Source organism: Sorangium sp. KYC3313 (assembly GCF_052075895.1).
GTDB lineage: Bacteria > Myxococcota_A > Polyangia > Polyangiales > Polyangiaceae > Sorangium > Sorangium cellulosum_B.
In genome coordinates this window covers 12,303,895-12,326,168 of the sequence record NZ_CP197255.1, presented here as the reverse complement: position 1 = coordinate 12,326,168, position 22,274 = coordinate 12,303,895, and the positions used below count along the sequence as shown (strand labels likewise).

The window sequence follows — 22,274 nt, the reverse complement described above, 5'->3', positions numbered from 1 at the left end:
GTAGGGACGATCGATGCGATGCTTGATGACGATGCTTTGTTGTGCGCTGGCGCTGGCGCTCCCGGCGTGCTCGAAGGGCGACGCGGCCGGCGCCTCGAAGTCGGGGTCGGTGCAGATACTGAACGTCTCGTACGACCCCACGCGCGAGCTCTATGAAGAGGTGAACGCCGCCTTCGCGAAGCGCTGGAAGGAGCAGAGCGGACAGGACATCACCGTCAAGCAATCGCACGGCGGCTCGGGCAAGCAGGGCCGGTCGGTGATCGACGGGCTCGAGGCGGACGTGGTCACGCTCGCGCTCGCCTACGACGTCGATGCGGTCGCGTCCGCCGGGCTGATCAAGGAGGGATGGCAAGCGCGCCTCAAGGACAACAGCGCTCCTTACACGTCGACCATTGTCTTCCTGGTGCGCAAGGGCAACCCCAAGGGCATCAAGGACTGGGACGATCTCGTGAAGGAGGGCGTGGCGGTCATCACCCCGAACCCGAAGACCTCCGGCGGGGCGCGGTGGAACTACCTCGCGGCGTGGGGGTACGAGCTGAAGCGGGCGGGCGGCGACGAGGCGAAGGCGAAGGATTTCGTCGGCCGACTCTTCAAGAACGTACCCGTCCTCGACACGGGGGCGCGCGGCTCGACAACGACGTTCGTCGAGCGTGGGCTCGGCGACGTCCTGATCGCCTGGGAGAACGAGGCGCTGCTCGCGGTGAAGCAGAGCGGTAAGGACAAGTTCGAGGTGATCGTGCCGTCGATCAGCATCCTCGCCGAGCCGCCTGTCGCGGTGGTCGACAAGGTGGTCGACAGGCGCGGGACGAGGGCGGCGGCGGAGGCGTACCTCGCCTTCCTCTCCACGGAGGACGGCCAGCGCATCGCGGTGAAGCACTTCTACCGCCCGCGCAACCCGGCGATCCTCGCGGCGGCCGAGTCGGAGGGTGTCTTCCAGAAGGTCGCGCTCTTCTCGATTGACGAGGTCTTCGGCGGGTGGCAAAAAGCCCAGAAGGCGCACTTCTCCGACGGCGGCGTCTTCGACCAGATCTACCAGGCCGGTAAGTAGACTTCGTGGCTCTTCTCTGGCGGCGACAGAGCGTTCTGCCCGGCTTCGGGCTGGCGATGGGGATTACGGTAACGTACCTGTCGCTGCTCGTGCTCGTCCCGCTGTCGATGATCTTCCTCAAGACGGCGACGCTCCAGCCCGCCGAGATCTGGGCGGTGGTGACCTCGCCGCGCGCCGTCGCCTCGTTGAAGATGAGCTTTGCCGCGTCGCTCATCGCGGCGGGCATCAACGCGGTCTTCGGCGTCCTCGTGGCGTGGGTGCTCGTGCGCTACAGCTTCCCGGGCAAGTCGATCGTCGACGCGCTCGTCGATCTGCCCTTCGCGCTCCCGACGGCGGTCGGCGGCATCGCGCTCACGGCCATCTATGCGCAGCAGGGGTGGGTCGGCCGGTTCCTGTACCCGCTCGGGATCCAGAGCGCGTTCAGCCGCCTGGGCGTCGTCATCGCGCTCACCTTCGTGGGGCTCCCGTTCGTCGTGCGGACCGTCCAGCCGGTGATGGAGGAGCTCGAGGCCGACCAGGAAGAGGCGGCGGCGTCGCTCGGCGCGGGCCGCTTCGAGATCTTCCGTCGCATCCTCCTGCCCGCGCTCTGGCCATCGATCCTCACGGGGTTCGCGATGTCGTTCGCGAGGGCGTTCGGCGAGTACGGGTCGGTCGTGTTCATCTCCGGGAACATGCCCTTCAAGACGGAGATCGCGCCGCTCGTCATCATGACCAAGCTCGAGCAGTACGACTACGCGGGCGCGACGGCGCTCGCGCTCGTGATGCTGCTCTGCTCCTTCGTGCTCCTCTTCCTGATCAACCGACTCCAGTCCTGGAGCGGCGCGCGCGGGTCGTCGCGGAGCGCTGTCGAAGCGCCCCAGCCCGCGCCCGAGCGGCCCGCGGGGACCAGAGCGCCCGGGGTCGCGCCGTAGTGGCTGGCGCGGCCGGCAAGCTGCGGGTCAGGTCGCGCGGGGCGGTGCGCGGCGCGACGTCCGAGCCCCCGCTGGTGCGCTGGGCGCTGACGGCGGGGGCGCTCGCGTTCCTCGGGTTCTTCCTCTTCCTGCCGGTCGTGGCGGTGTTCATCGAGGCGTTGAAGGACGGCCTCGCGGGGTACTGGCGGGCGATCACCGCGCCGGACGCCATCGCCGCCATCGAGCTGACGCTCACGACCGCGGTCGTCGCCGTGCCGCTCAACCTCGTCTTCGGCGTGGCCGCGGCCTGGGCGATCGCGCGCTTCGAGTTCACGGGGAAGAGCCTCCTCGTCACGCTCATCGATCTGCCGTTCGCGGTCTCGCCGGTGATCTCCGGCATGATCTTCGTCCTGCTCTTCGGGGCGCAAGGGGTGTTCGGCCCCTGGCTCATCGAGCACGACCTCCGGGTCATCTTCGATCGTCCGGGGATCATCCTCGCGACGACGTTCGTGACGTTCCCGTTCGTCGCGCGCGAGCTCATCCCGTTCCTGGAGAGCCAGGGGGCCGACGAGGAGCACGCGGCGCTGTCGCTCGGCGCGAGCGGGTGGAGCATGTTCTTCCGCATCACCCTCCCCAACGCGAAGTGGGGCCTGCTCTACGGCGTGGTGCTCTGCAACGCGCGGGCGATGGGCGAGTTCGGCGCGGTGTCGGTCGTCTCGGGGCATATCCGGGGGCAGACCAACACCATGCCGCTGCACGTCGAGGTGCTCTACAACGAGTTCCACTTCTCGGCGGCGTTCGCGGTCGCCTCGTTGCTCGTCCTGCTCGCGCTCCTGACGCTCGTGGCGAAGCGCCTTATCGAGCACCGGGCGCAGCGAGACGCCGCTCCGGAGATCGACCCGGCGGCGAAGGCCGGCGCGGGGTGACGCGCGCGCTCCGTCGCGCGCGACGGAGCGAGGGCCGCTGGAGGGCTCGACACGAGCGGTACGAGAGGGAGCGCCGGGGACACGGCGCTTCCCTGGAATCGCCGTCGCGCGGGAGAACGGATGGCCCGTGGAGAACAGCGGATCTCGGCGCTTCGCCGCGGGTGAGCGCCGCGGGAGGTGCGCTGTCGGGGCGCGCCCAACTTGCGATTGGCCCCCGGCGCTCCAGGTTCGAGGGAGGGGTCACCATGCGGTTCTTGGAAGCGATTGGGCGTGTGATCGGGGTAGCGCTGTCTCCCATCGCCTTTGGGGGCAGCTTCATCCGGAGAGCGAGGCTGTTCCATCCCGACGGCGTGGTCTACTGCGCGGGGGTGAAGGCGCTCGCGGTGGAGGGCGAGGTCGGCCCGCTGGCGCAACGGCTGGCGGGGCCGGCGCTCGTGCGGCTCTCGGGCGGGATATGGCGATGGCGGGGCGGCAAGGGCGAGCGCCGTCCGGACGTGCTGGGGGTCGCGGTGCGCTTCCGGACCAGCGAAGAGGTGACGCCGGCCGCGAGCGCCGGCGATCAGGACCTCATCTTCGTGAGCGCGCGCCGACTCTTGCTGCTCCCGTTCGCCGTCTTCACGACGAAGAGGCACGACTTCCTGGACAACGACTACTACGCGCTGGCGCGGTTCGACGTGGCCGGCTTCGGTCGCGCGGAGTTCCGCCTGGTGCCGCTGCGCGCGGCGGTGGTGAAAGGCAACCGCGTGGAGAAGCTGGAGCGCGCCGCTGCGGCGGGGCTCGCGCTGCTGCGCCTCGAGGTGAGGCGAGCGGGCTCGCGCGCGCGGTGGATGGCAGTGGCCGATATGGAGCTGTACGAGCCGGTGGACATCGACCAGCGCGCCCTCCGCTTCAACCCGTTCCAGACGGGGAAGGGGATCGTGCCGCGCGGGCTGCTCCAGGCGACGCGGCGGGCGGTCTACACGGCCAGCTACCTCGGGCGAGCCCTGGGGGGGCGGGAGAGGGTGCCGCGCGCGGGAAGGCCACGGCGCGGCGGGCGCGAACAGTAAGCGGCGCGGGTGTTCCGGAGGGCTGCGGAGGGGAGGTGCCGGAGCCCCCTCCGCCGGCTCCAGGATCGGGACGGGAGGGAACTGGAAGCCGGAACGACGACGGGGAACGACGGCGGGGAACGACGACGGAACGAGCGCGCTGGAGCGCCGGCTGAAGGGGCGGCTCGGCCGCGTGAAGGTAGACGGGGTATCAAAGGCGTTGACAGCAGGGCAGAGATGAGGCATGACCTCCCGCCGCTTCGAACAGTCGGTGAGGTAGCCAAGTGGTTAGGCAACGGTTTGCAAAACCGTTATACGCGGGTTCGAATCCCGTCCTCACCTCCGCAACGACGACAGTCCGGTCCGAGCGTTGACCGAGATGCCGCGGCCTCACGAGGCGAGCGCGGTGCGCCGGCGAAGCTGACGGGCGCTTGCCAGCGCGCCGGCATCGTCGACGTGAGCCGGAGCGGTACGGTCGTCGCAACGGCGCTCGCGTCCTCGCCTCAGCGAGGAGCGAACCAGGTGTAGCCGTAGTCGAAGCAGAGCTCCTCGTCCGCGTGGATGTCGTGGAGCGCGATGGCAGCCATCGAGTCCGGCACCGGACCGTCATTCATGACGTTGGGTGTCGCCGAGTGGTTGTAGAGCGCGAGCAGCCCCCACGCATACGCCTTCTGCCGCTCCGGCTCCTCCCCCCACGTGAACACGTGATGGAGAGCCTGTCCGTCGCGGTGGTCCTCGGTCTTCAGATCCGAGGCGTGGAAGCAGCCGACAGCGCCCCACTCTCGGATCACAGCCACGCTCCAGCAGGATACGCGGTGCCACGTGCGGTCCGGAGCTCGCGCTCGAGCAGAGCGGCGAGAGAGGGGCGCCCGGCGAGCGGGATGGCGGCGTTCCCGGGCCAGGAGGGCGCCGTGAAAGAGGTGTTCCTCGAGGGCACCGAGCCGACCGGCGTCGCGGTGCCGGACCCGGCCGCGATCGGGCAGGGGATCCTGGACCTCTTCAAGACGCAGTGACCGTCGCGAGGCGCCCCGGCTTCTTCGGCGCCCCGCGCCGCGGCCTCCAGCTCGGGCTGGCCGGGCGCGCGGCGCCCTGGCGATCCTCGCCGCACGACGCCGGCCCCACGCGGCGCCGCCGCGCGCTATGTTCCGGCCCGCCCGCATGAAGTGGTCGCCGATCCTCGCCGCCCTGCTCCTGCTCGCGGCCGCGTGCAAGAAGCCCGACCCCGCCGAGGAGGCGGTCGCGCTCTCGCCGCAGGCCGCGAAGGGCAAGGCCCTGTTCTCCACCCTCTGCGCGGCGTGCCACGCCCCCAGCGCCAAGCTGGTCGGCCCTCCGCTCAGCGAGATCGCAGGGCTCTACAGGACCGATCCCGCGGGCATCGTCCGCTGGGCCGTGACCCCGGGGCGCAAGCGCGCCGACGTCCCCCCGATGCCCAGCTTCCGCGGCGTCCGGGAGTCGGATCTCGCCGACATCGCGCAGTACATCATCGAGGCCGGCACCGCGGCCGGAAAGCAAGGTCCATGATCTATTCGTTCGTCCTCGTCGCGCACTCGTGGCTGCGCTGGGTCGTCCTGCTGCTCGGGCTCCTGGCGCTCGCGCGGTCGGTCCGCGGCTGGGCCCAGCGGGGGCCCTGGACGGCGGCGGATCGCAAGGTCGGCGCGGCGTTCGTCGGTTCGCTCGACGCCCAGCTCCTCCTCGGCGTCTTGCTCTACACCGCGCTCAGCCCGCTCAGGCCCACGTCGCTGGCCGCGCTGAAGGCCGCCATGCCCATCGCGGCGCTGCGCTTCTTCGCCGTCGAGCACATCTTCGGCATGATCGTGGCGGTGGCGGTCGCCCACGTCGCCTGGGCCCGGGCGAAGCGAGCCCCGGACCCCACCGCGCAGCACCGGCGCCTGGCGCTCGGCGTCCTCGTCACGCTGCTCGTCATCCTCGCCGCCATCCCCTGGCCCTCCATGGCGTACGGTCGCCCGCTCTTCCGGCTGCCCTGAAAGGCCGTCCGCCGTCGCCGGCGCGTCCCCGGGGCAGCAGCCCGGGGCGGCCGGCTACGCGACGTCCTCCCGGCTCATCCGGAGCAGCCACAGCGGGGCCAGCGCCTGCGACAGGCTCCGCACCAGCGACGACTCGGCGTACCCCATCACGTAGTCCTCGATCTCGATCGGCGCGGTCGCACCCGGGCGGCGCGGCGGGTCGAACCGGACCCGCCGCACCACCGGGAGGAGCTCGGCCGGGTTCGGCGGGAGCGCGCGCCCGCGCCGCGCCGCCTCGTCGAACGCCGCCTGCAGGTCGAGGTGCTCCCGGACCGCGCCCGCCGGCGAGAGGCCCGGCCGGGCCGGCAGGACGCGCACCCGCACCACCTCGGGGCCGCGCGAGAGCGACGTCCAGACGTGCGCGCCCGTCTCGAGCTCGAAGAAGTCCATCACGCACAGGCCCACGACGCTCAGGACGAGGAGCTCCGCCCCGCGCCCGGGGGCGGTGAGCATCGCCTCGAGCCCCGCCGCCCCGCGGCCCTGCTCGACCACGCGCGCGCGCCCGTCGCCGTCGGACGCGCTGCCGAGCGGCGCGCACGCCCACCCCTCCACCTCGCCCCCCGCCTCGCCGTAGGCGCGCGCGAGCGCCTCGAAGAGCCCCTCCTCGGGCTCGTCGCGCGCGCCGGCCGGCCTCTCGTCGAAGCGCGCCGCGCGGAGCAGCTCGATCAGGACCGCGTGCTGGCCCGGCTCGTCCACCTTCCGGAGCGCGCGCCGGAGCGCGTGGCCCTCCGCGATGCACTCCAGGACCTCCTGCTTCGCCGGCCGGCGCAGCGGGCCCGGCAGCTGGCGCCGGTGGAACAGGCGCACCCGGGAGCGGCTCCACTCGTCCTCGACCGTCACGTAGCCGAACCGCCGCACCTCCAGGTCGAGGTGCTGCTGCTCGTCGTCGTCGCCGCTCCGCCGCCGGACGAGGTCGATCCGCTCGCGGAACGCCCGGATCGCGCCGCGCATGGCGTCGAGGTTGTAGATCGCCTCCGCGTGCTCGTGCGCCTCGGGCCCCTCCGCGGCGGTCCGGCCGTGCTCCGCGAGGTGGTAGCGGATCCGCTCGGAGAGGCGCGCGAGGCCGTCGCTCCGATCGAGCGCGTCGACGAACTCGAGCAGCGGCGAGAGCTCCGCCGTGAGCGCGCCGAGCGGCCTCGCCATGAGCGGCGCGAGGGCCCACGCCGCGGCCGCGGGCTCGGCCTCCGCGAGCGCCTCGCGGTGCAGCGCAAACGCGGGTGACGCGGGTGACGCGGGTGACCCGGGTGACGCGGCGCCCTCGCCCGCCGCGGCGGCGCCCTCGCCGCGCGCGGTCGTGAAGATGCGGATCACCTGCATCGCGGCGGGCGCGCCGCGGGTGAGCGCGTCGCTCAGCAGCGATCCGATCTCGTCCTCGATGAACCGCTTCACCGAGCGGGCGCCGTCCTCGGCCACGAACGCCTCGCGCGCGATCCGCTCGGCCACGCCGGCGCCCCGGCGCACGAAGACGCTCCGCTCGGCGAGCCCGCGCCGGCCGAGCAGCCGGTCGAGCTCCTTCTCGGCTACCCGTACCGCCACCTCGGGCGTCAGCGGCCGGAACGGCACGACGCGATCGATCCGGTTGAACAGCTCCGGCGGGAAGAAGTCGCGCACCGCCCGCGCGACCTCCTGGGCCGACTCCTCTGCGATCGCGAGCGCCCGCGCCTCCGACAGCCCCGCGCCGCCGAAGCCGACCAGCGCCCGCGACCGCGCGCCCAGGTTGGACGTCATCACCACCACCGCGTGGTGGAAGTGCGCGGGCCTCGCCGCCGCGTCCGTGAGCCGCCCGTCCTCGAAGAGCTGGAGCAAGAGGCCGTGCACCGACGGGTGCGCCTTCTCGATCTCGTCGAGCAGCACCAGCGAGAACGGCTGCTCCCGCACCCGCTGCGTCAGGAGCCCGTCGGGCGCGTAGCGATCGCCGACGAGCCGCGCCGGCGCGTCCGGGCCGCTCTGCTCGCTCATGTCGAAGCGGAGCAGGCGCGACGCGCTGCCGTAGATGAGCTCCGCCATGCACCTGGCGAGCTCGGTCTTGCCGGTCCCCGTCGGCCCGGTGAAGAGGTACACGCCGTACGGGCGCCGAGGATCCACGAGGCCCGCCTTGATGCGCGCCACGAGGTCCGCCGTCGCGCGCACGGCCTCCGGCTGGCCGATCACCCGCCGGCCGAGCTGGTCCTCCAGCGCGCCGGCGTCGAGCGGCTCGTCGCCACCGAGGAGGAGCCGCGGCACGCCGGTCTTCTGCGACAGGAGCCGCAGCACGTCCTGCGAGCCGACCGGCCGCGGCGCGTGGCCGCGCGCCGGCCCCGGCTCCCCGGAGGGCGAGGGCGTCACGCCCGCGCGGACGACCTCGCGCAGGAGGTCGACGGCCTTGCCCGGCAGCGCCTGCGCCGAGAGGAGCGAGCCGCCGAGGTCGAGGATCGTCCGCAGCACGTACGGGCTCACGCGGGCGGCGTGGCGCTGCTCGAGCGCGCGGACCTCCCGCACCATGAGGCGGAACGTCTCGGAGGGCGTCGCCTCGGGGAGGAAGAGCGGCGTGAACAGGGCCGCGAACGACGGGGACTCCTGCTCGAGGAGGCGGAACGCCTCGGGGGAGCACTCGCCGACCATCACGATCTCGCGGCGGGAGAGCGGGCCGCGGAAGAAATCGGCGAGCGAGCGCTCGCTCTCGCGCGACCTGCCGATCCGGCCGAAGTGGTGGAGGTCGTCGATCACGAGGATCGCGCCGCGGCTGCGCGCGTCCTCGACGAGCTCGACGCACCGCTTCTCCCAGTCGCCGAGGTGGCTCATTCCGGCGATGAGCCTGCGGCCGCTCACGGCGACGACGTCGCGGACGCGGTCGAGGTTCTTGTGCGCGCCGTACCCGTCGGCCGCGAGGAGGTCGAGCACCGCCCGGTGGATCAGGGTCGTCTTGCCGCACCCCGGCGGGCCGACGACGACGACCGGCTGCGCCCTGCCCGCGCCGAGCAGCAGCGCGAGCTGCTCCCGCTGCGGCGATCGCGGCACGCCCGCGTCGAGGTTGCCCTGGGCCGCGCGCTGCGTGAGGCTCACGCCGAGGCTCGGCAGGACCTTGAGGCCCCGGCGCTTCTTCCAGCGGAACGCCGGATCGGCGCCGGTGTCGTCGTCGCCCGGTCGATCCGGCAGATCGGCGAGCGCCGAGCGCGGGGCGCACGAGAACGACAGCGCCGTGATGCGCTCCTTGCCCCGGCTCCAGAGCCGCGCGATCTCGTCGTCGTCGAGCGCGGCCCACGCGACCTGGAACAGCGCGCGGAGCTGCTCGTCCAGCGGGAGATCCTCGCGGATCGGCGCGGCCTCGCCCTGGCGGGCGGGGTGGTAGGCGAAGACGACGCGCTCCTGCTCCGAGGCCCAGCGCGGCTCGAGCACGACGGGACAGAGCCCGCTCACCTTGCGCCGCTCGGCGGCGCCGGAGAGCGTGAGCTCGAGGCGCACCTTCTCGAGCCGGATGCCGCGGGGGAACTCGAAGCGCGCGAGCTCGGTCGCGCGCGCCTTCTCGAAGACGGGCCTGAGCTCGTCGGTGAGCAGGCGCCGGACGCGCTCCGCGTGCCGCCCCTCCCGCGAGCGCGTGCTCGGGCCGAGGCCGAGCGTCACGCACTCGACGTTCGTCGTCCGCCGTTCGAAGAGCGGGATCGTGAAGTGCACGGCCTCAGGGTAGTGGCTCTGCCAGGTCAGGCGTCGGGCAAATCATCCAGCGCCGGGCCGTCCCCGCCCGCGCTGAAGTACGCGCTCCGATCCAGCCCGCTCCCCTCGTCCTCGAGCAGGAGCAGGTGCGTCAGCGCGACCTCGTCGAGCCGCTCCCAGTACCACGCCGGATCCATCGCGATCCGCGCCCTGCGCCCCGCGATCAGCGCCGCGCCCTCGACCTCGTCGAGCTCGCGCGCGGCGGCCCCGCGCCGCCGCGCCGCGGCCGAGCCCGCGGGCGGCGGGGCGAGCGACCGGTGATCCCACTGGTCCTCGGCGATGTCGGCCGCGTGCGCGGCGAAGTGCACGAACACGTGCAGCCGGCCGTCCTTTGACGCCTCGCCCGCCTCGCCCGCCTCGCCCGCGTCCCGCTTGCGCGCGACCACCCGGTGGAGCCCCCGCTCCAGCGAGAGGAACGCCCCGGCGTACGCGCCGGTGCAGCGGAGGAGCATGCTCCGGAACCCGCGCTTCGGCTCGTCGAGCGCGTCCAGCACGTCGCCCGGAGCGCGCGGCGGGCCCCACCGCCGGCTCGCGGGCCACGCGCCGTCGCCGGGCCCGGCCCGGTCGCCGTCGATGTGCAGCGTCGCGCCCCACCCGCGCCGCGGGAGCTCCCTGAGGAGCGGCGCGAGCCACCGCTCGAACGCCCCCGCGTCGAGCTCCTCCAGGATCAGCGTGATCGCGTCGCGCCGCGACTCGGTCGCGACGAGCGCGCGGGGCAGCACCTTGCGCACGCCCTCCCACGCCGCGCGCGCCTCGCCCGCGAGCCCGCGCACCTCCTCGCCCTCGAGCAGCGCCATCAGGGCGAGCTCCTCGACGCCGTGCATCTCCTCCTGCGCGCGCTCGAGCTGCCCCCAGAGCTCGCTCAGCCGGTGGTGCTCGGCCTGCAGCGCCGCGGCGTCGATCTCCTTCCGCCGATCGCGCGACGGCCCGCTCGCGAGGCTCAGCTGCGTCAGCAGGAAGTCGATCTGCTCCTTCAGCTGTTCGAGCGGCCCGAGGCCCATCCACCGGTCCACCTCGCGCCGGAGCTCGCCGACCTGCTCGACGCCGAACGCCTGCTGCGCGGCCTTCGCCGCGCGCCGCCGCCGCGCCACGAGGCGGAGCGCTGGCGTCTCGGCGCGGGCGACCACGGCGCCGTCGGCGGGCGCCGTCGCTTCAGGCTCGCCCGCCTCGGTCACCCACACCGTGAGATCCCGCGCGTCGCCCCCGAGCCTCGCGAGCAGCCGCGCGAGCGGCGCAGCGAGGTGCTCCTCGACGTGGCGCCGCAGCGCCCGCGCCCCGTACGCCGGCGCGTGGCCGTCCTCGGCGAGCCGCGCGAGCGCCCGCTCCGACACCTCGAGCGCGACGCCCGCCTCGGACAGCCCGCGGCGCTGGGCGAGGCGCCGCGCCGTGAGGCGCGCGACCTCGGCGAGCTCCGCCCGGGTCAGCGCCCGGAACGGCACCACGCGATCGATGCGGTTCACGAACTCCTGCCGGAACGCGCCAGCGACGACGCGCTGGTAGTGCGCCTCGTCCAGCGCGGCCTGATCCTCCGGCCGCTCCGCGCCTCGCTCGCCGGCGAACCCCGCCCGCGCGCGCCGCTCCGCCGCGCCGAGGTTCGACGTCATGATCACGATCGCGTTGTGGAAGTACGCCGTCCTGCCGCGCGCGTCGGACAGGCGCCCCTCGCCGAGCACCTGCAGCAGGAGATCGAACACGGCCCGGTGGGCCTTCTCGATCTCGTCGAGCAGGAGCACGCAGAACGGCTGCTCGCGCACGCGCTGCGTGAGCAGCCCGCCCGCGCCGTCGGTCCCGCGGATCAGGCGATCGGCCGCGCCCTCGCTCGAGAACTCGCTCATGTCGAACCGCGAGAGCCGCTCGGGCGAGCCGAAGAGCAGCCCGGCGAGCGCGCGGGCGAGCTCGGTCTTGCCGACGCCCGTCGGCCCCACGAAGAGGAACGCCGCGAGCGGCTTGTCCGGCGGCGAGAGCCCCGCCTTCACCACGGCGATCGTCTCGGCGAGCGCGCGCACCGCGCGCTCCTGCCCGACCACGCTCGCGCCGAGGTCGCGCGCCACGCGGTCGACGCGGAGCGGGAGATCGTCGCGCAGCAGGAACGCCGGCATCCCCGTGCGCATCGAGAACAGCTCGCGGAGATCGCTCCGCCCGAGCGTGACCGGCTCCCCCTGCGCGGTCCGCTCCCGCTCGTGCACGGCGCGCAGGTCCTCGTAGAGGCGGACCGCCTTGCCCGGGAAGGCGCTGTAGGGCAGGTAGCGCTCCGCGAGATCGACGAGCGCCGTCAGCGCGTCGCCCGCGACCGCGGGGCGGTGCGGCTCGACGCGGCCGTCGCGCTCGGCGCGCGCGGCGAGCGCCTTCCGGGTATCGGCGGCCGAGAGCGGATCGATCCGGACGCGGCTCAGGCCCGCGAAGAAGGCCCAGTGCCGCCCCTCGAGCGCGTCGAGCCGGTCGTCCCGGAGCTCGCACAGGACGCGCACCCGCCCCTCGTCGAGGTAGGGCCGCATCGCGCCGGCCAGGTCCACGTGCCCCCCGTCGACGCGCTCGGCCAGGAGATCGTCGAGGTTCTCGAAGTAGAGCACCGCGTCGAGCGCGGCGGCGGCCTCCATCACGCCGTGGATGCGCTCCTGCCACTGCCCGAGCCCGCTCATGCCCGCGATGAGCTGCGCGCCCGACGTCGCGTAGACGAGCCGCGTCTGGCGGGCGACGTACGCCAGCGCGAGCGCGGTCTTCCCGGCGTGCTCCGGGCCCACGAGCAGCACGCCGAGGCGCTCCTCGCCGTCGAGCAGCGCCGCGAGGCGCGCGAGCTCCGCGTCGCGGCAGGTGAGCGGCGGCGTCGCGAGCGGGCTCCGCTGCGCCGCCACGTGGAGCGGCGTCGCCACCGCGACGAGCGTCTCGACGGCCTTCTTCCGCAGCGCGCGCTCCACGATCGAGGCGCCGCGCGGCCCGTGCCCGCCCGCACGCTCGGGCTCGGGCAGCGGCGCGTGGAGCACCTCCAGGCGGTGCGCGCTCCCGGGCAGGAGCCCCAGGTGCTCCCACGTCGACAGGACCTGCGACGCGAGCAGCCGGCGCACCTCGTGCCGGATCGCCGCCTCGATCGGCTCGCCCGCCTCCACGTAGAACGCGTGCCCGAGGCTCGGGACGAGCACCCACGCGTCGCGATCCCCTCGCTCCGCCGCCGGCGTCTCCGCCTGCCCGCGCGCGTCCAGCTCGCCGGCCGGCACGACGACGCAGGGGAAGCTCACCGGCACCTCGTTCCGCAGCTTGCGCGGCAGGTCGTCGCGCGGGACGGGGACGCTCACGGAGAGGAGCCCCGTCCCTTGCGGGAATGAGAGCCGGGAGACCGCCTCGGGCCGGGCGCGCGCGGCGTGCTCGCGCAGGAAGAGCTGCTGCTCGACGAGGACCTCCTCGTCGCGGCCGAAGCTCGCGATGTCCGCCGCCGCGACGGGGAAGGCGAGGCACGCGCCGTCGAAGCGCTCGCGCACGAAGACGAGCGCCCTCGCGGTGCGCCCCTCGCTCGCGTCGCGAGCCCCTTCCGCGGACGCGCCCGCTCCGTCCTCGGGAGCGGGCGCGGATCGCCCGTCGTCGCTGGAGCTCGTGCTCATCCGGGAGGGCGGAGCAGAGCCGATCCGCCCTCCCGGCGCAATCAGGTGATCAGCGTGATCCGCGTGATTCGCGTGATCCGCTCACGTCGGGTCGGCCTTGGGCGTGGTCGGCCCGCTCGGGGGCAGCTCGGGCTGCTTGATGTAGTCGGTCGGGAGATCGCCGGTGAGCGACTTGAGGAACGCGACGATCGCCTTCACCTCTTCGGGCTTGGCCTCCACGCCGAGCTGGTGCCACGCCATCTTGGTCACGGTCTCGTCGAGCGTCGCGATCGAGCCGTCGTGGAAGTACGGGAAGGTCTTCTCGACGTTCCTGAGGCTCGGGACGCGGAAGAAGAACTTGTCCTTCTCGTCCTTCGTGGCGTCGAAGCGCCCGTTGTCCTTGAGGCCGGGGAACTCCTTCACGAGGCCGAGCTTCTGGAACGTCGAGCCGCCGACGGCGACGCCCGTGTGGCAGGTCGGGCATCCGAGCGAGATGAACTTGTGGAACCCGGCCTTCTCCTCGGCGGTAAGGGCCTTGTCGTCGCCGCCCAGGAACTTGTCGAAGCGCGACGGCGTGACCAGGCCGCGCTCGAACGCGCCGATCGCCTTGGCCATGTTGTCGTAGGTGATCGGCTCCTTGTCGTCGGGGAAGGCCGTCTTGAAGAGCTTCACGTACTCGGGGATCGACTTGAGCGTCGTGATGACCCGCTTCTCGTCCGGCATGGCCATCTCGACGGGGTTCAGGATAGGCCCTTTGGCCTGGTCCTCGAGCGTGGCCGCGCGGCCGTCCCAGAACTGGGCGATGTGGGGGCCCGCGTTGTACGCAGTGGGCGAGTTGCGGCCGCCGAGCTGGCCCTTGTGCCCGGAGGAGAACTGCTTGTTGTCGACGCCGTAGGTCGAGAGGCCATGACACGAGTTGCAGGAGATGTCGTGGTTCTTCGAGAGGCGCGTCTCGTACCACAGCATCCTTCCCAGGCTCACCTTGTCATCGGTGATCGTGTTCTTGTCCGTCTCGAATTTTGCGGGCAGGACCTTGAAGGACTTGACGTCGTTCGGATCGAAGACGAGCGGCTTCACGTCGCTTGTCGCCGCGGCGGGCTTCGCCGTGCTCGAGGCCGGGGGGGCCTTGTGCTCGTACTCCGCGGATCGTTCGCAGGCGCCCAGCCCGGCGGCGAGGAAGAGCACACTGATGAGAGATGAGGGCCAACGCATGAGGTCTCCTGGCTTCGTGAGGACGCCGTCCACGGTATGAGAGAGCCGCCGTGGACGTCAACGCGCGCCGCGGCCGCGCCGTCGCCGCTCGCCGGCCAACGCGCGGAGCTGGCGGCGGTCGCGGGGGGCGCCCCCGGGGTGATGCGTGTTACCGGCCGGTTGCGACTCGCGGTCTCGAAGGTAGCGCAATGGATGTCGAGGTGCCTCCTGCACGCCTATCTCCTCCGAGGTGCGCTTCTCCGTTTCGCCGGATTTCTCCGAGGTGTCGCGCGGCGCGCTCGCGCGGCCTGCGGGGTGTAGCGGGCGAGCTGCGGTAGGGCGGAAGCGCGGAGGCGCGGAAACGCCGGAGCGTGGAAGCGTGGAAGCGCGGAAACGCCGGAGGGCGGAAGCGTGGAAGCGCGGAAACGCCGGAGGGCGGAAGCGTGGAAGCGCGGAAACGCCGGAGGGCGGAAGCGTGGGAGCCTGGACGGGACGATGCGAGGCCGGTCGGCGAGGGGCCCCTTGCGCGCCCGGGGGGCGCCGGGCAACCCTTCGGCCGTGCAATCGCCGATCGACAGCGGGGTCGTGCTCATCACCGGCGCGTCGTCGGGCATCGGCCGCGCGCTGGCGCACGAGATCGCCCAGCGCGCCCGGGTGCTCGTGCTGGTCGCGCGCCGCAAGGATCGCCTGGAGGCGCTGCGCGCCGAGCTCGCCGCGGCGCGCCCGGCGCTCGCCGTGCTCGCCTTCGGCTGCGATGTCACCGATCGGGCGGCGGTCGACGCGATGCTGCTCGCCGTCGAGGCCGAGGTCGGGGGGGTCGACGTCCTCGTCAACAACGCCGGCTTCGGTGACATCGGCGTGTTCGATCTCTCCGCGTGGTCGCGCACCGAGCAGATGATCGCGCTGAACGTGACGAGCCTCGCGTACCTCACGCACCGGCTCGTCGGCCCGATGGTGTCGCGCGGGCGCGGCGCGATCGCGAACGTGAGCTCCGGCTTCGGGCTGACGTTCGGGCCCGGGATGGCCTCGTACGTCGGCACGAAGCACTTCGTCACGAGCTTTACCGAAGCGCTCCGCCTCGACCTCGCCGGCACCGGCGTGCGGGTGACGCAGGTCTGTCCGGGGCCCGTGCGGACCGAGTTCAACGAGGTGGCCGGCAACTTCACGGGCCTCGAGCCGCCCGCGCTCCTGTCGATCGCCCCGGAGCGCTGCGCGCGCGCGCTGGTCCGCGCGGTGGACCGCGGCCGCGCGCTCGTGGTGCCCGGGGTGGTGGCGTGGCTCGTCATCCATCTCGGCGTCATCTGCCCGCGGTGGCTGCTCCGGCTCGCCTACGGGCCGATCGCGCGCGTGCTGCGGAAGAAGCAGCGCGCGGTGCGCGACGCTCCGGCGCCGCCCTGAGGCGCCCGCCCCTCGGGCCCACGATCGCCGGGGCGGCGCGCGCGCTCGTGGCGCAGGACCTGGGCGCTGCGGCGAGAGCTGCGGACCAGAAGGTTCATCTGCGGCCGTGTCCGCCCTCGTGGTAGCGTCTTGCGCCGCTCGTCGAGCTCCTGAGGAGAACCACGGATGAAGAAATATCGGTGTCTGGTCTGCGGATTCGTCTATGACCCGGCGGTCGGTGACCCCGACACAGGCGTTGCGCCCGGGACCTCGTTCGAGGACCTGCCTGACACCTGGATGTGCCCGGAGTGCGGCGCGACCAAGGCCGATTTCGAGCCGATCGACGAGTGAGCGGGCCGCTCCTCCGCGCCGTCTCGGCGAGCCTCGCGCCGCGGACAGCGCGGAGGCGCCGGCGGGGTGAGCACATCGGCCGCGTGGTCACCGCGCGCCGATGTGCTGCTCATCGGATCGCGCCGCGCGCGGTCCTGGCGGGCGCTCCACACCAATCCACCGCGGATCGGCCTGGCTCACGCGGCGAGGTGCGCGCCAGCCGCAGCAGCGTGGAGCGAGCGCACAGGGCGACGTCGAGGCGCGCATCGCAGCGGGCGCCCAGCGCAGCGCGCTGCAAGCTGACCCGGTGCAGATGGCAACACATCTGCGGGCGTCGTCGCGCAATCGCGTGAGCTCGTACGAGCTGCGCAGACCGCCTCTCATGCGGCCTGCACGCTCTCGAGCGAAGAGCGATTGCGGGGAGATTAAGAAGAACGGCTAAGAAAGAGAACTGAGCTGCTTCGAGGGTGGACCTGACAGGGATCGAACCTGCGACCTCTAGAGTGCGATTCTAGCGCTCTCCCAACTGAGCTACAGGCCCTCGCTTTCGAGAGCGCGGACTCTACTCGCCGGGGCGCCGCTGTCAAGCATGGATCGCGGTTTTTCTCCACCGCCGGTCAGTCGTTGGGGAGGACCCTGGGCGCCCCACCAGGTCCCCCTGCTTCCCCTGGTTCCCCGCGCCCGAGCACGACTGCAGGAGGTTGCCCCGGAGCGGCAGAAAAACCGCCAAGCCGCCAAGGACGCCAAGGGGGAGAGGGGGAAGGGGGCCGTCCGGGCATCCGCCCTATTCCCCGGTTTTCTTGGCGTCCTTGGCGGCTTGGCGGTTCCCTTCCCCGGCCGACTTCCCGCAGCAGCGCTAGTTGGCAGGGCTCGGCGGCGCCGCGGGCGCGCCGGGCGCGCCGGGCGCCGGCTCCGCCTGCGCGCGCGCCTGGGCCTTCGGGTTCTGGAAGAGGAAGAGCTTCTCGCGCTCCTCCCCGTAGCTCTGCGTGCTGCCCCACTTCGGGTTCCAGTCCTTCACCCAGTACACCTCCCCGGAGACGATCGCGTCCTCGGGCCGGCCCGTGCGCTCGGGGTACCGGTAGATGTACTCCTTCATCGCGTCCCGGTACGCGGTGTTCGCCGGCAGCTTGATGCGGGCGAAGTAGTCGCACCAGATCTGGGTGTACGCGAAGCTCTTCGCGTGCAGGAGGTCGAAGTTCGGCGGCTCGCCGGTGAAGGGGTTGATGTGGCGGCCGTCGACCGTGATGGCGTCGACGACGATCGTCCCGTCGTCCATCACGGGGTTCGGTGAGAACATGAACCAGCCCTGGAGGAACCGGAGCTTCTGCGAGAGGACACGCGTCGGCTCGGGGTGAGGCACCTTCCAGCGGTTCTTGATGACCCAGAGCTCGACCGCCGCCTGGTTGACCGCGCCGGCGAACATCACGAGCACGGCGAGCTCGCGAAACGTCGCGAGCACCTTCCGGCCGGCCAGCCGGAGCGGCGCCGGCGGGGGCGCGATCTCGGAGCGCTCCGGGATCCGCGCGCCGAGCGCCCGGCCCAGGCTGCGGCGGTGCGCCGCCGCCATCGCCGCGGTCGCCGCGTCGCGCACGAGCGGCAGGCGGAGCGCCCACGCCACGGCGGGGCCGAGCGGGATCGCCGCGATGACGTCGGCGAGCGCCGCGGCCCCCTCGGCCGCCTCGCCGCCAGGACGCCGCACGGCGAGCCCGTAGGGCGCGGAGCTCGACGCCTCGAAGGTGAGCAGGCCGAACCGGTCCATCCGCTTCAGCACGCGGCAGGCGAGCACGGCGCCCGGCGAGCGCGGGTCGAACAGCACCACGCGGGTCCGATGCACGCGCCGCATCGTGCGCGCGGCGATCTCCCAGTCCTCGCGGCTGATGAGGAGCGTGGAGAACACGCAGAGCGCCCACGCGAACGGGCCCAGCACGAACGTCGTGCCGAACCCGACGTGGAGCAGGTTCATCATCACGAGCGTGAGCCGCCGCGCCCACACCCGGCCGAGGGGCGACAGCAGGCACACCGGGATGGCCGCCTCGAACGAGATCACCATCCTCGTCATGAACAGGATGAGGAAGTTCGGCGCGTAGTCGCGGATGTCCGCCACGATCGGCGTCACCATCCGGTCGACGTAGAGCACGAAGTGGACCGCGGTCCCGTTCTTCCAGGCGGGGCCGGTCTTGTGCACCACGTTGAAGAAGTAGATCGCCGAGAGCTGGATCAGCAGGACGGGCCCGAGGACGGTCACATAGGCGTCCGGCTTCCGGGGGTCGTCGAGCGTGGAGCGGTCGTTCAGATCGTCCGCGGTCCGCTCGCGGCTCCGCTTCAGCGACGCGAGGAGCGCGTCGACGGAGAAGCGATCGCCCAGCGGCAGGAAGCACGTCCAGAGCAGCAGCAGGTTGTGGACGACGTAGCCGCCGTTCTCGATGAGCAGGACGCGCCCGTTCATGCTCGTGACGAACACGAGCGAGAGCACCTGCATGAGCTTCGTCTTCCAGCCGATGAGCAGGCAGACGTAGGTGGCGAAGATCACGGCCCAGAGGACCCAGAGCTCGCCCGGCGTGGAGAACGCGTTGACGAGCGAGAAGTTCCCGCCGCCCTGCGGGCGCCAGAGGTTCACGTGGTTCGGCAGGACGCCGATGTCCGCGAACATGTCGGACCACGCCCAGCTGCGGCGGAACAGGTCGCCGATCAGGAAGAAGCCGAGCAGGATGCGCGTGAAGCCGAGCGTCCGCCGGTCGAACGTGAAGAAGCTGTCCCGGAGGATGTCCCACATCGAGGGCCCGCGCGGCCGCGGAGGCGGCTCCGGCGCCGCGCCGTCTTCCTCGTCGTGCCCGCCCTCCGCGGCGCCGTCGTCCCCGGCGGCCCCGTCGCGCTGCGCCGCGCGCGCTGCGCCGTCGCCCGCGCCGCTCGCGGCGGCGGCCTCCGGGCCTGCTTCGCGGCTCTCGCCGGGGTCCTCGTTCCGGAGCGCGCCCTCGGGCCCACCCTCGTCGCGATCGTCTTTTGCGTTCATAAGGCGTCGAGATCGATGCTGCGCGAGCGGAGCGCTCGCCGTTCCCATCCCCTACCTACCGCAACCGCGCGGGCGCCGCACGAGGCGACCAGGAGCGCGACGCGCGAGCGCGACGGGTCACGCCCTGTGGGCAGGATCGCGACGGCACGGCGTGCTTGATGCGCGCGGCGCGGGACGGTAACGAGGAGGGCGACGTGTGCCCCATGTCCAACGCGCCCGACGCGCCCGACGCGCCCGACGCGCCCGACGCTGAAGAGCGCCTCGCGCTCGCGAGCTGCGCCTTCGTGGCCGGCTGCATCCTGCTCGCGCCGCGCGAGTGGATCTCGGCGGGGCTGTCGCTCGCGCTCGCTGCGGCGCTCTTCGGGTGGCACCTCCGGCGGCGCGCCGCGGCCCCGAAGGGAGGGCCGGCGGCGCCCGCGCAGGGCGCCCGCGGCGCTCAGGGCGCGCCGGGTGAGCCGGGTGAGCCGGGTGAAGAGCCGCGGGCGCCAGCCTGAACGCGCAGCGGAGGGCGGCCGAAGCGGGCGCGCACGCGGTCGGCGACGGCGCGCACCCGCGGCGCCCCGAGGAGCCGCTGTTCCAGCCGCCGCTTGCCGGGGATGTCGAGGAGCATCACGCCGATCAGGATCACCAGCGCGCCCGGACCGGGGACGCCGGGCAGCGACAGCAGGATCCCGAGCGTGACGGCCATCACGCCGAGCAGGTTCTTCCCGACGCGCGCCGCCCCGCGCACCCAGGCCGGACGCCCCTCCAGGAAGGGCGACTCCTCCTGCCTCTCCAGGTAGTCGTCTGGCAGCCGGACGAGCACGACAGTGACGAGCGCCATGCCCGCGATGAAGCTGGCGAGGCACACGCCCACGCCGATGGCGAGCTGCTCGCGGTGCGCCTCGGCGAACCCGAGGGCGGCGTCCGTCATCGATGAGGCGGAGGACATACGGCGACGAGGCCAGAGCATACGGCGCGCGGCCGGCTCGGGCGAGGCGCGCCGGGCGGCTCAGGGGACGAGCACGGTGCCGATCGCGCCGGGCTCGCTCGCCTCGCGCGCGAGATCGCCGGGCTTGAGCCGCCCCAGGATGTGGATGCGGCGGACCCCTTCGGCGAGCGCGGCGAACGACTCCTCGAGCTTCGGGATCATCCCGCGCGTGACGGCGCCGCTCGCGATGAGGGCGCGCCCTTCGGCGACCGTGAGGCTCGGGATGCGCGAGGCGGGATCGGAGACGTCGCGCAGCACGCCCGGCACGTCGCTGACGAGGAAGAGCCCCGCCGCGCCGAGCTCGACGGCGACCCGGTTGGCGACCGTGTCGGCGTTGATGTTGTACGCCTGCCCGTCCGCGCCGGCCCCGAGGCAGGCGAGGACGGGCAAGTAGCCGCCGCCCCCGAGCAGCTCGAGCAGCCCGCGATCGACGCCCGTGATGTCGCCGACGAGGCCGAGGTCCACCGGCTCGGGCCCGGCGCCGGCGTAGACCTGCGGCGGCCGCTTGACCGCCGAGAGGGCGGGCCCGCTCGCGCCGTGGAGCCCCACAGGCCTCGCGCCCGCGGCGACGAGCGCGGCGCAGAGGTCGACGTTGAGCTTGCCGGCGACGACCATCTTCATGACGTCGAGCGTGTCGGCGTCGGTGACGCGCTGACCGGCGACCTGCCGGACGGGGATGCCGAGGCGCTCCTGCAGCCGGGTGGCCTGCGCGCCGCCGCCGTGGACGACGATCGCGCGCGCGCCCGCGCGGGTGAGCGCCGCGAGGTCGCTGGAGAGGATGGCGAGGGCAGGGCCGCCCACGACCTCGCCGCCGAGCTTGATGACGAGCGGGCCCGTCGCCGTGGTCACGGGCGCCTCCGCGCTGCTCTGGGACATTTCATGAGGGACACACGTACCACTTCTGCTGCGGCCAGGGCAGAGGTCGCCGGCGCGCGCGCGGGGTGGCAGCGCGGGCGGGCGCCGGCGCCACCCCGCGCGGGCGGCGCTCGGCCCTCCGTGGCTTCCGTGGCATGCTGGCGCGGTGATCCAGGCCCTCCGACAGGCGCTGTCCGGCCGCGCGGAGCCGATGCTCGCGCTCCTCGAGCGGCTGGTGAACCTCAACTCGTTCACGGACAACCCGCGCGGCGGCGACGCGGTGGGCGAGGTCCTGGCCAACGAGCTCTCGACGATCCCCGGCCTGTGCGTGCGGCGGTTCGCGAGCGCGCGCTACGCGGCGCACTGGGTGGCGGAGAGCGAGGCGGCCAAGGCGTCGCCGGCGGGGCACGTCGCCCTCGTCGGGCACCTCGACACGGTGTTCCCCCCGGGGGTCTTCGAGGGCTTCCGCCTGGACGGGGAGCTCGCGCGCGGGCCCGGCGTGCTCGACATGAAGGGCGGGCTCGTGGTGGTGATCGAGGCGCTCAGGGCGCTCGAGCGGATCGGCGCGCTGCCGGCGATCCCGGTGCGGTTCGCGATCGTGGCGGACGAGGAGGTCGGGTCGCCCGAGGGGCGCCCGCTGCTGCAGCGCGAGCTCGCGGGCGCCGCGTGCGCGCTCGTGTTCGAGGCGGGGCGCGAGGGGGACCGGATCATCACCGCGCGCAAGGGCACGGGGGGCGCGACGGTGAGGGCCACGGGCAAGGCGGCGCACGCCGGCAACGCGCACCGGCAGGGCGCGAACGCCATCTGGGCGCTCGCGCGCTTCGTCGACCGGGCGCAGCAGCTCACCGACTACGGGCGGGGGGTGACCGTCAACGTCGGCAAGGTGAGCGGAGGGCAGGGCAGGAACACGGTGCCCGACGCGGCGGAGGCGCAGGTCGACCTCCGCTTCGTGAGCCGCGCGGACGGCGAGGCGATGCTGGCGGCGCTCGCCGCGGCGGCGCGCGAGGCGGCCGCCGAGGTGCCCGGCACCGCCGTGCAGGTCGAGGGCGAGATCGCGCGGTCGCCGCTCGCGCGGACCGACGCGAGCGCGGCGCTCTGCCGTGAGTACGCGGCCTGCGCGCGGGCGGCGGGGCTCGGCGACGCCGAGGCGCCCCTCCTCGGCGGCGGATCCGACGCCAGCTCGACGGCCGAGATCGGGATCCCGTCCATCGACGGGCTGGGGCCGCGGGGGAGCGGCTTCCACACGAAGGACGAGCTCCTCGAGGTGGGCACGCTGGTCCCGAAGGCGGAGGCGCTGGCGGCGTTCCTGCTGGGCCGGCGCGCCTGAGGGGCGGACGGGCGGCGCGCGCGACGCCGACGCTCGCCT

Annotated in this window: 17 protein-coding genes and 2 tRNA genes; 11 read left to right on the top strand and 8 right to left on the bottom strand. The window is 73.3% G+C overall.

All coding sequences use genetic code 11. From position 1 onward, the window contains the following. The first annotated feature begins 25 nt into the window (after positions 1–25). From ACSRUE_RS46850 to ACSRUE_RS46830, 5 genes are all read left to right on the top strand, one after another. Positions 26–1,048 carry a sulfate ABC transporter substrate-binding protein gene (locus tag ACSRUE_RS46850; RefSeq protein ID WP_441289207.1) on the top strand — a complete coding sequence of 341 codons (1,023 nt, stop codon included), beginning with the start codon at positions 26–28 and terminating at the stop codon, positions 1,046–1,048. 56 nt (positions 1,049–1,104) lie between these two features. Then, the gene (gene cysT / locus ACSRUE_RS46845; RefSeq protein ID WP_441289206.1) at positions 1,105–1,959 is read left to right on the top strand and encodes a sulfate ABC transporter permease subunit CysT; all 855 of its coding nucleotides are present in this window, start codon (positions 1,105–1,107) and stop codon (positions 1,957–1,959) included. Further along, entirely contained in the window at positions 1,959–2,864 is a 906-nt protein-coding gene (gene cysW / locus ACSRUE_RS46840; RefSeq protein ID WP_437761986.1) for a sulfate ABC transporter permease subunit CysW, read from the top strand. The genes cysT and cysW overlap by 1 nt, the downstream gene beginning before the upstream one ends. A 272-nt stretch (positions 2,865–3,136) precedes the next feature. After that, positions 3,137–3,910: a hypothetical protein gene (locus ACSRUE_RS46835; protein ID WP_441289205.1), complete on the top strand. Its 774-nt coding sequence runs from the start codon at positions 3,137–3,139 to the stop codon at positions 3,908–3,910. A gap of 249 nt (positions 3,911–4,159) precedes the next feature. After that, a tRNA-Cys gene (locus ACSRUE_RS46830) sits at positions 4,160–4,231 on the top strand. A gap of 161 nt (positions 4,232–4,392) precedes the next feature. On the opposite strand, the gene ACSRUE_RS46825 is transcribed toward ACSRUE_RS46830, so the two are convergent. Next, on the bottom strand, positions 4,393–4,686 hold the full coding sequence (locus ACSRUE_RS46825; RefSeq protein ID WP_441289204.1) for an SET domain-containing protein-lysine N-methyltransferase: 294 nt from the start codon (positions 4,684–4,686) through the stop codon (positions 4,393–4,395). 361 nt (positions 4,687–5,047) lie between these two features. Between ACSRUE_RS46825 and ACSRUE_RS46820 the strand changes: the two genes are divergently transcribed. Together ACSRUE_RS46820 and ACSRUE_RS46815 are read left to right on the top strand one after the other, a co-directional pair. Continuing rightward, entirely contained in the window at positions 5,048–5,410 is a 363-nt protein-coding gene (locus tag ACSRUE_RS46820; protein ID WP_437761983.1) for a c-type cytochrome, read from the top strand. Next, entirely contained in the window at positions 5,407–5,874 is a 468-nt protein-coding gene (locus ACSRUE_RS46815) for a hypothetical protein (protein ID WP_437761982.1), read from the top strand. Before ACSRUE_RS46820 ends, ACSRUE_RS46815 begins: the two co-directional genes overlap by 4 nt. 54 nt (positions 5,875–5,928) lie before the next feature. On the opposite strand, the gene ACSRUE_RS46810 is transcribed toward ACSRUE_RS46815, so the two are convergent. The 3 genes from ACSRUE_RS46810 to ACSRUE_RS46800 all read right to left on the bottom strand — a co-directional run bounded on the left by ACSRUE_RS46810 (position 5,929) and on the right by ACSRUE_RS46800 (position 14,387). Next, a complete protein-coding gene (locus ACSRUE_RS46810) occupies positions 5,929–9,564 on the bottom strand; it encodes an AAA family ATPase (protein ID WP_441289203.1) in 3,636 nt (1,211 codons plus the stop codon). A 26-nt stretch (positions 9,565–9,590) separates the two neighbouring features. Next, complete coding sequence (locus tag ACSRUE_RS46805) at positions 9,591–13,196, bottom strand: AAA family ATPase (protein WP_441289202.1); 3,606 nt, start codon at positions 13,194–13,196, stop codon at positions 9,591–9,593. 81 nt (positions 13,197–13,277) lie between these two features. Then, positions 13,278–14,387, bottom strand: coding sequence for a cytochrome-c peroxidase (locus ACSRUE_RS46800; RefSeq protein ID WP_441289201.1), 1,110 nt, complete (start codon positions 14,385–14,387; stop codon positions 13,278–13,280). Positions 14,388–14,924: 537 nt separating this feature from the next. Between ACSRUE_RS46800 and ACSRUE_RS46795 the strand changes: the two genes are divergently transcribed. Next, on the top strand, positions 14,925–15,764 hold the full coding sequence (locus tag ACSRUE_RS46795) for an SDR family NAD(P)-dependent oxidoreductase (RefSeq protein ID WP_437761978.1): 840 nt from the start codon (positions 14,925–14,927) through the stop codon (positions 15,762–15,764). Positions 15,765–15,929: 165 nt separating this feature from the next. Then, positions 15,930–16,094: a rubredoxin gene (gene rd / locus ACSRUE_RS46790; RefSeq protein ID WP_437761977.1), complete on the top strand. Its 165-nt coding sequence runs from the start codon at positions 15,930–15,932 to the stop codon at positions 16,092–16,094. A 447-nt stretch (positions 16,095–16,541) separates the two neighbouring features. Here the strand turns inward: rd and ACSRUE_RS46785 are convergent. After that, positions 16,542–16,614, bottom strand: a tRNA-Ala gene (locus ACSRUE_RS46785). Between the two features lie 315 nt (positions 16,615–16,929). Next, a complete protein-coding gene (locus tag ACSRUE_RS46780; protein ID WP_441289200.1) occupies positions 16,930–19,083 on the bottom strand; it encodes a hypothetical protein in 2,154 nt (717 codons plus the stop codon). Positions 19,084–19,286: 203 nt separating this feature from the next. Between ACSRUE_RS46780 and ACSRUE_RS46775 the strand changes: the two genes are divergently transcribed. Further along, positions 19,287–19,577, top strand: coding sequence for a hypothetical protein (locus ACSRUE_RS46775; RefSeq protein ID WP_441289199.1), 291 nt, complete (start codon positions 19,287–19,289; stop codon positions 19,575–19,577). Here ACSRUE_RS46775 and ACSRUE_RS46770 read toward each other — a convergent pair. After that, the gene (locus ACSRUE_RS46770; RefSeq protein ID WP_441289198.1) at positions 19,520–19,996 is read right to left on the bottom strand and encodes a hypothetical protein; all 477 of its coding nucleotides are present in this window, start codon (positions 19,994–19,996) and stop codon (positions 19,520–19,522) included. The two genes, ACSRUE_RS46775 and ACSRUE_RS46770, sit on opposite strands and share 58 nt — an antisense overlap. Before the next feature lie 78 nt (positions 19,997–20,074). Further along, positions 20,075–20,929: an acetylglutamate kinase gene (gene argB, locus ACSRUE_RS46765; RefSeq protein WP_441289197.1), complete on the bottom strand. Its 855-nt coding sequence runs from the start codon at positions 20,927–20,929 to the stop codon at positions 20,075–20,077. Positions 20,930–21,074: 145 nt separating this feature from the next. On the opposite strand from argB, the gene ACSRUE_RS46760 reads away from it, so the two are divergent. After that, positions 21,075–22,235, top strand: coding sequence for a M20 family metallopeptidase (locus ACSRUE_RS46760; protein WP_441289196.1), 1,161 nt, complete (start codon positions 21,075–21,077; stop codon positions 22,233–22,235). Positions 22,236–22,274 lie beyond the last annotated feature (39 nt).

Coding starts and splice junctions, on each gene's coding strand:
- ACSRUE_RS46850 (WP_441289207.1), top strand. CDS start 26: ATGACGATGCTTTGTTGTGCGCTGGCGCTGGCGCTCCCGGCGTGCTCG.
- cysT (WP_441289206.1), top strand. CDS start 1,105: ATGGGGATTACGGTAACGTACCTGTCGCTGCTCGTGCTCGTCCCGCTG.
- ACSRUE_RS46820 (WP_437761983.1), top strand. CDS start 5,048: ATGAAGTGGTCGCCGATCCTCGCCGCCCTGCTCCTGCTCGCGGCCGCG.
- ACSRUE_RS46815 (WP_437761982.1), top strand. CDS start 5,407: ATGATCTATTCGTTCGTCCTCGTCGCGCACTCGTGGCTGCGCTGGGTC.
- ACSRUE_RS46805 (WP_441289202.1), bottom strand. CDS start 13,196: ATGAGCACGAGCTCCAGCGACGACGGGCGATCCGCGCCCGCTCCCGAG.
- ACSRUE_RS46800 (WP_441289201.1), bottom strand. CDS start 14,387: ATGCGTTGGCCCTCATCTCTCATCAGTGTGCTCTTCCTCGCCGCCGGG.
- rd (WP_437761977.1), top strand. CDS start 15,930: ATGAAGAAATATCGGTGTCTGGTCTGCGGATTCGTCTATGACCCGGCG.
- ACSRUE_RS46780 (WP_441289200.1), bottom strand. CDS start 19,083: ATGAACGCAAAAGACGATCGCGACGAGGGTGGGCCCGAGGGCGCGCTC.
- ACSRUE_RS46775 (WP_441289199.1), top strand. CDS start 19,287: ATGTCCAACGCGCCCGACGCGCCCGACGCGCCCGACGCGCCCGACGCT.
- ACSRUE_RS46770 (WP_441289198.1), bottom strand. CDS start 19,996: ATGACGGACGCCGCCCTCGGGTTCGCCGAGGCGCACCGCGAGCAGCTC.
- argB (WP_441289197.1), bottom strand. CDS start 20,929: ATGTCCCAGAGCAGCGCGGAGGCGCCCGTGACCACGGCGACGGGCCCG.